The 7,015-nt window shown below is 73.5% G+C and carries 7 protein-coding genes and 1 pseudogene; 6 read left to right on the top strand and 2 right to left on the bottom strand.

Annotated features, from left to right (window positions below; all coding sequences use genetic code 11):
- Positions 1-613, bottom strand: a pseudogene (locus AB0J71_RS49450) (MFS transporter); the annotation flags it as partial.
- Between the two features lie 83 nt (positions 614-696).
- Between AB0J71_RS49450 and AB0J71_RS49445 the strand changes: the two are divergent.
- A complete protein-coding gene (locus AB0J71_RS49445; RefSeq protein WP_352327910.1) occupies positions 697-1,665 on the top strand; it encodes a helix-turn-helix domain-containing protein in 969 nt (322 codons plus the stop codon).
- A 35-nt stretch (positions 1,666-1,700) separates the two neighbouring features.
- The gene (locus AB0J71_RS49440; protein ID WP_364421342.1) at positions 1,701-2,243 is read left to right on the top strand and encodes an RNA 2'-phosphotransferase; all 543 of its coding nucleotides are present in this window, start codon (positions 1,701-1,703) and stop codon (positions 2,241-2,243) included.
- A gap of 389 nt (positions 2,244-2,632) precedes the next feature.
- Here AB0J71_RS49440 and AB0J71_RS49435 read toward each other — a convergent pair whose 3' ends face one another.
- Complete coding sequence (locus AB0J71_RS49435) at positions 2,633-3,118, bottom strand: hypothetical protein (protein ID WP_364421339.1); 486 nt, start codon at positions 3,116-3,118, stop codon at positions 2,633-2,635.
- A gap of 318 nt (positions 3,119-3,436) precedes the next feature.
- Between AB0J71_RS49435 and AB0J71_RS49430 the strand changes: the two genes are divergently transcribed.
- The 4 genes from AB0J71_RS49430 to AB0J71_RS49415 all read left to right on the top strand — a co-directional run bounded on the left by AB0J71_RS49430 (position 3,437) and on the right by AB0J71_RS49415 (position 6,708).
- Positions 3,437-3,880 carry a CBS domain-containing protein gene (locus AB0J71_RS49430; RefSeq protein WP_352329152.1) on the top strand — a complete coding sequence of 148 codons (444 nt, stop codon included), beginning with the start codon at positions 3,437-3,439 and terminating at the stop codon, positions 3,878-3,880.
- A 74-nt stretch (positions 3,881-3,954) separates the two neighbouring features.
- Positions 3,955-4,557, top strand: coding sequence for a TetR/AcrR family transcriptional regulator (locus tag AB0J71_RS49425; protein ID WP_364421337.1), 603 nt, complete (start codon positions 3,955-3,957; stop codon positions 4,555-4,557).
- A gap of 165 nt (positions 4,558-4,722) precedes the next feature.
- Positions 4,723-6,171 carry an MFS transporter gene (locus tag AB0J71_RS49420; protein ID WP_364421336.1) on the top strand — a complete coding sequence of 483 codons (1,449 nt, stop codon included), beginning with the start codon at positions 4,723-4,725 and terminating at the stop codon, positions 6,169-6,171.
- Positions 6,172-6,345: 174 nt separating this feature from the next.
- Complete coding sequence (locus tag AB0J71_RS49415) at positions 6,346-6,708, top strand: STAS domain-containing protein (RefSeq protein WP_352329146.1); 363 nt, start codon at positions 6,346-6,348, stop codon at positions 6,706-6,708.
- Positions 6,709-7,015: the final 307 nt, after the last annotated feature.

Below are 7,015 nucleotides of genomic sequence, written 5' to 3'. Positions count from 1 at the left end.
ACCATACCACGGAAAACGACATCACTGGTGCTGTCAGTGGTGTACAGAGGTGTGCTCTACCGATCACGGCCGCCGCGGCGGCCAGGTGGAGGGCCGCCGCGACGAGCAGCGTCCCGCGCGGCGACAGGACGGTCACCAGCACCCCGCCCGCGCCGAACCCGGCGATCTGCACGATCCCGGAGGACATGTTGAGCACCGACCGGCCGAGCAGGTAGCCGTCCCGGTCGAGCAGCTCGTTCAGCAGCCCGTAACGGACGCCGCCGCCGAGCGCGGACAGCGCGCCGAATGCCAGCACCACGGCGAGCATGCCCCACACGGGCAGGCCGGGCACGGCCAGGAAGGCGGCGCCGAGCGCGGCCGCCAGCGCCAGCCCGGACAGGGCGGCGCGCGGCGGCAGCCGGTCGGCCGCCGACAGCAGTGTGGCCGTGCCCACCACCTGGGCGAGCGCCGGGCCGAACATGGCCAGCCCGGACAGCAGCGGCGATCCGGTGTCGGCGTAGACGAGGGTGCCGAGGGCGAGCCCGCTCACCGTCTGCCCGGCCACCTGCCCGGACGAGACCAGGAAGAGCGGGGTGAATCCGGACCTGCCGAACAGGTCCCGGTACGTGCGCATGGGACGGCAGTCTTCGCGACCGGCGGCGGCAGGCGTTACTGTTTCGCCCACCCGCGAAACAGAGCAGGGACGAGGAGGACGTGGTGGGGTTCTGGCAGGTCGACGCGGACACGCTGGCGGACGGCCGGTTCGTCCTGTCGCCGCTGGCCGAGACGATCGCCGCGCTGAAGACGCTGGACCGCGCCGTCGCCGCCCATCCCGGCGAGGATGCCTGGCTGGCCGCCCACCTGCCCGCCTACCGCGCCCAGCAGGCCGCCGACCCGGTCACGGCGCTGCTCGTCCGCGCCGCGCTGGGCCGTACGTGGAACGCGACGTTCCTCACGCCCACGCCCGAGGGAGAGGGCGAGGCGGCCTTCGAGGAGGAGCTGGCGAGTGTCCGCGACACCCCGCCGGAGCAGGCGCGCGAGGACCTGGTCGAGTCGCTGGGCGGCCCGGTGCCCGCCGCGCTGCGCCGCGACGACCTGCCCGGGCGCATGGCCGCCCGGCTGGAGTGGGTGTGGCGCGAGACCGTGCTGCCGGCCTGGCCGCGGCGCCGCCGGATCATCGAGGCCGACGTCACGGCCCGCGCCGCGCGGCTGGGCCGGGGCGGCTGGGCGGCGGCTCTGGACGGCATGCGTCCCGGTCTGCGCTGGCTGGGCGACGGGCGGCTGCAGATCAACGCCTACGACCATCCGCCGCGGGACCTGGCGGGCGCGAGGCTGATGTTCGTGCCGGTCACGCCGCGCCAGGGCTGGGTGAGCTGGCACGGCTCCCGCCGCTGCGCGATCGTCTACCCGTGCTCGGGCCCGCTGGCCGACGTCGGCCCGCCGCCCGCGCCGCAGGCGCTGGGCCGGCTGCTGGGCGGGGCGCGGGCGGGCGTGCTGGTGCTGCTGGACACCCCGAAGAGCACCACGCAGCTCGTCGCGCTCACCGGCCAGGGCCTGGGCTCGGTGGGCCGCCATCTCAAGGTGCTGCTCGACGCGGGGCTGGTCGGCCGGGTGCGGGCGGGCCGTTCGGTCCTCTACGGCCGTACGTCCGTCGGCGAAGACCTCGTACGGGCACAAACCACCTGACCGCGCCCGCCCGCAGCTGCCACCATGGGAAGCCCATGGACGAACGACGCATGATCCGCATCTCCAAGTACCTGGCCAGGCACCTGCGCCACGACCCGCAGCGCATCGGACTCACCCTCGACGCGGCCGGCTGGGTCCCCGTCGACGACCTGCTCGCCGCCGCCGCGGCGCACGACTTCCTGATCACCCCCGACGAGCTGCGCCAGGTCGTGGCGGCCAACGACAAGCGGCGCTACGCGATCGAGGACGGCAGGATCCGCGCGAACCAGGGCCACTCCGTGCCGGTGGAGCTCGGCCTGCCCGCCATGGAGCCGCCCGCCTACCTCTACCACGGGACGGTGGCCCGCAACCTGGACGCGATCCGCCGCGAGGGCCTGCGGCCGATGAGCCGCCACCACGTGCACCTGTCCCCCGACCGGGAGACCGCCGTCCGGGTGGGCGCGCGCAGGGGCAGGCCGGTGGTGCTGGCGGTCGCCGCCGGGGACATGCACGCCGCCGGGCACCTCTTCCTGCGCAGCGCCAACGGCGTCTGGCTCACCGCCCACGTCCCCCCGGCCCACCTGCGCTTCCCCTCCTGACCCCGCTGCGGGAGCCCGGGGTTCTCCACGGCCCCCGGCAGGCGTCACGGCCAGAGCTGCAGCGTGAGGAGGGTGACCTGGTAGATGTCGCCGCGGGCCGTCCCAGCTCTCGTAGCGGACGAACACGCCGACGTCCGGGGTGACGTCCATGATGATCGCGTTGGGTCCGACCGCGACCCGCCGGCTGGGGGCGGGCCCGCCGAGGTCCCAGATGCCCGGCTGACGGGGACGGAGGTCCTGGGCGGCCTCGACGTCCGCGAAACCGTGGAAACGCCGCACCTCGATGCCGTCGGAACGCTCAGCGATGATCTCTGCCATGACGGCATTCTTTCCGTTCCGGGGGACCGCGGCCCGCTTTCCGAACGGTGGGAAGCGGGCCGCGGCGGCCGCTATTTCAGCCGCAGGTAGAACTTGTCCTGCCGAAGGATTCGATTGTTGTTGTACCAGGCCTGCAGCACCGCGCCGAAACCCTGGTTCTGTTCCTTGCCGAGGATCTGCACCGAGAAATTGTGTTCCGGTTTCGCGTAGGCGGCTCCTTGCGCCGTCGAGGCGAAGGGGAACTGATCGCATTCGACGTCATCGGCGGCCAGTTCCTCCTTGCCGAACTCGAACTCGCACGTTTTACCGGCGAATCTATGATTGGCGTCGATCTGTGACGAATACCTCGCCCGGGACAGGGGGTTCTGCGGTGTGCCGCCCGGAATGCTCTTCGCCTGGCGCAGGTCCGGGAAGGCGATGCCGCCGGGTTGGGGGTTGGTGACGGAGCCGGGCGTCAGCGCCTGCTTGATGTGGTCGTAGATCTGGTCGACCGCCACGCCCTTGTCGTTCTTGTCGTCTTTGGCGAAGGACTGCGCGGGAACGGCGTCCATGATCACGCAGCCGCCGACGGAGTTGCCCTGCGCGTCCTTGTTGTGCCAGGAGATGAGGGGTGAGGTGTCACACCTGACGGTGAAGGACCGGAACCCGGGCGCGGCGATCGATTCGGAATCGGGACCAAATCGCGGTGTCGCGGCATGCTCTTCGGGAAATCCCGCGCGCCCGATTTCGCCACCGAAGGGCCGCGGTTCAATATCCCAGCCGGTGAAGCGCGAACCGCACGACCGCCGCGCACGGCGGACGTTCGCCGACGACCAGTGCCCGCGCGCCGGGCGGGAGGGGCGTTGGCTAGGCTGTGGGCCGGAGGATGATCACCCATGCGCGCACGCGATCTCGTCACGGAGTTCCCTGCGGTCACGCTCGACATGTCGGCGCTCGACGCCGCCCGGCTGCTGGCCGAGCGCGACTTGCCCGGCCTCATCGTGATCGGCGACGACGGCCGCCCCCACAGCATCCTCCCCGGCACACAGGTGCTCCGGCTGGCCGTGCCGCCCTACTGCCAGGACGACCCGGCCCTGGCCCGGGTGGTGGACGAGGCCCACGCCGACCTGTTCCTGCGCCGGCTCGGCACGCGCACCGTCCGCGAGTGCCTGCCCGAGCAGCCGCGCGAGCTGCCGGTGGCGGACATGAAGGCCACGGTGCTCGAACTGGCGGCGCTCATGGCCCGCACGCGCAGCCCGCTGGTGGCGATCGTGGAGGACGGCCGGGTCGCCGGAGCCGTCACCCTCCAGTCCCTCCTGGACCACGCGCTCGCCCTCTGACCGCCTCCCCCGGTGCCGGTGACGCGCCGAGGGCGGCGACGATCTCCGGCCGGGAGCGTCGTAGGGTGGTGCCCATGGGGAAGACCGCCGCCCGACAGCCCGTCCCCGCCCGGCGGGCCGACGCCGAGCGCAACATCGCCGCCATCCTGGAGGCCGGGACGCGGCTGCTCAGCGACGACCCGGGCGCGAGCGTGGCCGAGATCGCCAAGGCCGCGGGCGTCGGCCGGGTCACCCTGTACGGGCACTTCCCCTCCCGCGAGGCCCTGGTGGACGCCGTCCTCGACCACACCGTCGGGCTGGCCGACGCCGTCCTGGAGGACGAGGCACTCGACACGGCCCCCGCGCCGGAGGCGATGGCGGGGCTGCTGCGTTCGTCGTGGGAGATCCTCGACCGCCACCGGCGGCTCTTCGTGGCCGCCGACCGGGTGCTGCCCACCGAGCGCATCCGCGAGCACCACGACCGCCCGCTGCGCCGGGTGGAGCGCCTGATCGCCCGCGGCCAGGACGACGGCGACTTCCGCACCGACCTGCCGCTGGAGTGGCTGGTGACGACGTTCTTCGCGATTATCCACAGCGCGGCCCAGGAACGGGAGGCCGGCCGTCTGGCCGCCGAGCAGGTCGAGCCGGTCCTGGCCCGCACCATGCTCTCCCTCCTGACCCCGCCCTCCCCCGCCTGACCTCTCCCTCCAGGCCCCCGCCGGCCTTCCGGCACGACCTCACACCCCGCCGTCCCGGCGCGGCCCGAACGAGCCCGGCCGACCCGTGCCGCCGCGACACCCTACCGGCGTACCGTTTTGTTGTGCTTAACTTGAACACTAGTGTACGAGTTAAGGAGACCGGGAATGAGTCATCACGTCGGGACGCGGGCTGCCGCGCCCGCACAGAACAAGGGCTGGGCGGTGCTGGCGTTGTTGTGCCTGGCGCAGCTCATGCTGATCATCGACATCACCGTCGTCCAGGTGGCGCTGCCCACCATCGGCGCCGACCTCGCGCTCGGCCGGGAGGCGCTGACCTGGGTGGTGACCACGTACACGCTGTGCTTCGGCGGCCTGATGGTCCTCGGCGGGCGGCTCGCCGACGCGCTCGGCCCCCGCCGCACGCTCATGGCCGGGCTGGCGCTGTTCACCGCGGCCTCGCTCGCCTGCGGCCTGGCCGGCGACGGCGGCACGCTCATCGCCGGGCGGGCCGTCCAGGGGGTCGGCGCGGCGCTGCTGTCCCCCGCGGCGCTGGCCGTCGTCACCACCGTCTTCCAGGGTGAGCGCCGGGCCCGCGCGCTCGCCGTGTGGGCGGCCATCGGCGGCTCCGGCGCGGCGATCGGCGTGCTGCTCGGCGGCGTCCTGACCGACGGCCCCGGCTGGATGTGGGTGTTCTACGTGAACGTCCCCGTCGGCCTGCTGGTGCTGGCCGCCGTCCCCCGCGTCGTCCCCGCCCGCGTCGCCGCCCAGGCCACCGGCGATGCCCCGCGCGGCGGCCGGGTCGACGTCGGCGGCGCGCTGCTCGTCACGCTGGCCACCGCCCTGCTGATCTACGGGCTCGTCTCCGCCGGCGACGGCGGCTGGGCCTCCGCGGGAACCCTGCTGCCGCTGGCCGGGGCCGCCCTGTCGTATGTCGCGTTCGTCCTGGTCGAGCGGTCGGTACGGGCGCCGCTCATGCGGATCGAGACCCTGGCCAGGCGTCCCGTCGTCTCGGGCGCGTTCGTCATGCTGGTCGCCACCGGGCTGATGCTGGGCCTGTTCTTCCTCAGCTCCCTCTACCTGCAGCACGTCCTGGGCTACAGCCCCCTGCGGACCGGGCTCACGTTCCTGCCCGTCGCCGTCGCCATCACGCTGGGCGCGCACCTCGGCGGCCGCCTCATCGGCAAGGTGGGCGGCCGGCCGGTGGCCGTGGCGTCGTTCCTGCTGACCGCCGCGGGGGCGGCGCTGATGACCCGGGTGTCCCCCGAGGCGGGCGCGTTCACCACCTTGGTGCCGGGGTTCGTGCTGGCCGCCGTGGGGATCGGGCCGGCGTTCGTGACCGCCACCACCACGACGATGGCCAACGTCCCGCCCGGCGAGAACGGCGTCGCCTCCGGGGTGATCAACACCTTCCACGAGCTGGGCGGCTCGATCGGGGTGGCGGCGGTGTCCACGGTCGCCGCGTCCAGCCTGGTGCCGGGCGCGGGCGCCGGCGGCTTCACCTCGGGGCTCGTGTTGTGCGCGGTCGTCGCGGGGGTGGCGGCGCTGGTCTCGCTCGGTCTCGTCCCGCCCGGCAGGCCGGCGGGCGCGTTCGTCGGCCACGGTCACGGTCACTGATGGGATGTCCCCGGCGACCCCGGGAGGCTATTCTGCTTGCGTGACTGCTCCGCCCCCCGCGGGACGCGGCTTCTCGACACACCCGGCCTCCGCCGGGGCCGGTCATCACCGGGCGCTGGACGGCGCCCCTCCGCCACCGGTCGCGTCGCGTCCCGAGCGCGGTGGGCGGCGGCGATGCCGCCGCTGACGCTCCTGCGCCGGGAGCAGCCGGGCGTGACGGTGATCGAGGTGTCCGGCGAGCTCGACGCCACCAACCGCGCCCAGTTCGAGAGCTTCCTCAGAGACCGTCCGGAGCCCGGTCACCAGGTCGTGTTCGACCTGGCCCGGGTGCCGTTCGTGGACAGCTCGGGCCTGCACGTCCTGCTGGCCTTCGCCACCGACCAGCTCCGGAGGTCGGGCGCGGTGCGCCTGGCCGCCGTGCAGCCCCTGCCCGCCCGGTTGCTGGACATCACCGGGGTGCTCGGGCACCTCCCCGTGCACGACACCGTCGAGGAGGCGGTGGCCGCCGCCAGGGCCGCCGCGGAACGTTCCGTGTGACGGGCGGCGCGCGGGCGCATTCTCGGCTAACTTCGGGGCTAGCGCGCGTCTGGGCGCAGGCGGCTACTCTTCCGCTACCCAGGGTTGAAGTTCTTCCATGCCGGGCGAGCACGGAACGAGGAACACGACATGAGCGACCCCACGGTCGGCAACGCACGTACGAGAGGGCGCGGCAAACGGGTCCGAGGCCCGTCCGAGGTGGGCGAGACCGAGCTGCGCCAGCTGCTCGGCGGGCTGACGGCGGTCCGGGACGGTGATTTCCGCACCCGTCTGCCGGAGGACGCCGACGGGTTGCTGGGTGAGATCG

The organism is Nonomuraea sp. NPDC049637 (genome assembly GCF_040675235.1).
Taxonomy (GTDB): domain Bacteria; phylum Actinomycetota; class Actinomycetes; order Streptosporangiales; family Streptosporangiaceae; genus Nonomuraea.
Note: the sequence above shows the minus strand (reverse complement) of the source record. Positions and strands in the feature narration are given on the sequence as shown.